The organism is Bacillus cereus group sp. BfR-BA-01356, from assembly GCF_022663635.1.
GTDB lineage: Bacteria > Bacillota > Bacilli > Bacillales > Bacillaceae_G > Bacillus_A > Bacillus_A cereus.
On record NZ_JAKUFX010000247.1, the window covers coordinates 1 to 2,082 of the forward strand.

Below are 2,082 nucleotides of genomic sequence, written 5' to 3' on the forward strand. Positions count from 1 at the left end.
GCCCCTGTTATTCCTGTCGCTCCCGTTGCCCCTGTTATTCCTGTCGCTCCCGTTGGGCCTGTTGCTCCTGTTATTCCTGTCGCTCCCGTTGCCCCTGTTATTCCTGTCGCTCCCGTTGCCCCTGTGTCGCCTGTTACTCCTGTCGCCCCCGTTGGGCCTGTTGCTCCTGTTGCCCCCGTCGGACCGGTTGGACCAACCTTAGGAACTGTCCCATCGCAACTAAAACAGCATGAATCAACATGTACACCATTTTGATTATTACACCCACAATATCCATTTACGTTATTGCTCCATGAAGACATGTTGATCACTTCCTTTACATTCGATCTTTTTAGCGCAATCACCGACTTAAAAAACACCTATCTAAATAACAAAGAAATACTTTGCCTAGTCGGGGATAAAACACAGATTTCCTCCATACATTCTAGTAATTATTACATGCGATTCACTCTCCTTTTGCTTGTACTTTCGCCTTATCTCCACAGACTATTAACAATACACATTACACTATCGTACACAGCCACTTTCCCATTTAAACTTTCCACATTCGCCAATATTTTTAGTAAAGAGGCTTATTCTTCATAAATAGCGACTATAATATATAAAAATCCGTATAATTCGTTATTTTTCGTCAAAATTTTAAAAATATATTGACACTTAAAATACCCTCATAGTATGATTTGGGTGTTGTAATTGATAACCATTTTCACTTATGGTACTAGTTACAAAAAACACTTAATTTGGGGGCAGAAGATGAAGAAAATTCTCAGTATTTTCATAGTAGTTCTTCTATTCGCTGTTGGATGCGGACAGCAAAAAGAGGAGAAAAAAGAAACAAAAGCGGACAATAAAAATCAAGCTATAACAATTAAACACGCTGAAGGGGAAACGAAGTTAGATAAACCAGCAAAAAAAGTAGTTGTACTTGAGTGGGTATATTCTGAAGACTTATTAGCACTTGGTGTTCAGCCAGTAGGGATGGCAGACATTAAGAATTATAATAAATGGGTAAATACAAAAACAAAACCGAGTAAAGATGTTGTAGATGTAGGGACACGTCAACAACCAAACTTAGAAGAAATTAGCCGTTTAAAGCCAGACTTAATTATCACAGCTTCATTCCGTGGTAAAGCAATTAAAAATGAATTAGAGCAAATTGCACCAACAGTTATGTTTGATCCATCAACAAGTAATAACGATCACTTTGCTGAAATGACAGAAACATTTAAACAAATTGCAAAAGCAGTTGGAAAAGAAGAAGAAGGTAAAAAAGTATTAGCTGATATGGATAAAGCATTCGCTGATGCAAAAGCAAAAATTGAGAAAGCAGACTTAAAAGATAAAAACATCGCAATGGCACAAGCATTTACTGCTAAAAACGTACCAACATTCCGTATCTTAACTGACAATTCTTTAGCTTTACAAGTTACAAAAAAATTAGGTTTAACAAATACTTTTGAAGCAGGAAAATCTGAGCCAGATGGTTTCAAACAAACAACTGTAGAATCATTACAAAGTGTACAAGATTCAAACTTCATTTACATTGTAGCGGATGAAGATAACATTTTTGACACGCAACTAAAAGGCAACCCTGCTTGGGAAGAATTAAAGTTCAAAAAAGAAAACAAAATGTATAAATTAAAAGGCGACACTTGGATTTTCGGTGGTCCTGAATCTGCAACATCTTTAGCAACACAAGTAGCAGATGTAATGACAGCGAAGAAGTGATTACACGATGAATAGCCTAAAACATACACTTCGAGCAAGTCTTGTATTCGGAGGAGGAGCAGCTCTCTTGCTCCTCCTTTTCTTTATTCATATCGGACAAGGTCAAGCAAACATTTCCTATAGTATGATTATTGATGCTCTTATCTCACCGAACCAATCGCTAGAACATCAAACTTTAATCATGCTTCGATTACCTAGAGCTGTAATTGCCATTTTAGCTGGAGGCGCTCTTGCTGCATCAGGGGCATGCCCATCAACTTAAAAATCTTCACTACCCCCAAGTGTAAAAAAACGTTATTCTTTCTAAAAAAGCTAGACTAGAAAGGATGACGTTTTCTTATGAATCTCTCGATT

The 2,082-nt window shown here is 37.5% G+C and carries 1 protein-coding gene and 2 pseudogenes; 2 read left to right on the top strand and 1 reads right to left on the bottom strand.

Going from position 1 to position 2,082, the window contains the following annotated elements; all coding sequences use genetic code 11:
* Positions 1 to 302 (bottom strand): annotated as a pseudogene (locus tag MR168_RS32665) (collagen-like protein); the annotation flags it as partial.
* Positions 303 to 753: 451 nt separating this feature from the next.
* On the opposite strand from MR168_RS32665, the gene MR168_RS32670 reads away from it, so the two are divergent.
* Together MR168_RS32670 and MR168_RS32675 are read left to right on the top strand one after the other, a co-directional pair.
* Complete coding sequence (locus MR168_RS32670) at positions 754 to 1,728, top strand: ABC transporter substrate-binding protein (RefSeq protein ID WP_000722821.1); 975 nt, start codon at positions 754 to 756, stop codon at positions 1,726 to 1,728.
* A 7-nt stretch (positions 1,729 to 1,735) separates the two neighbouring features.
* Positions 1,736 to 1,987: pseudogene (locus MR168_RS32675) on the top strand (iron chelate uptake ABC transporter family permease subunit); the annotation flags it as partial.
* Positions 1,988 to 2,082: the final 95 nt, after the last annotated feature.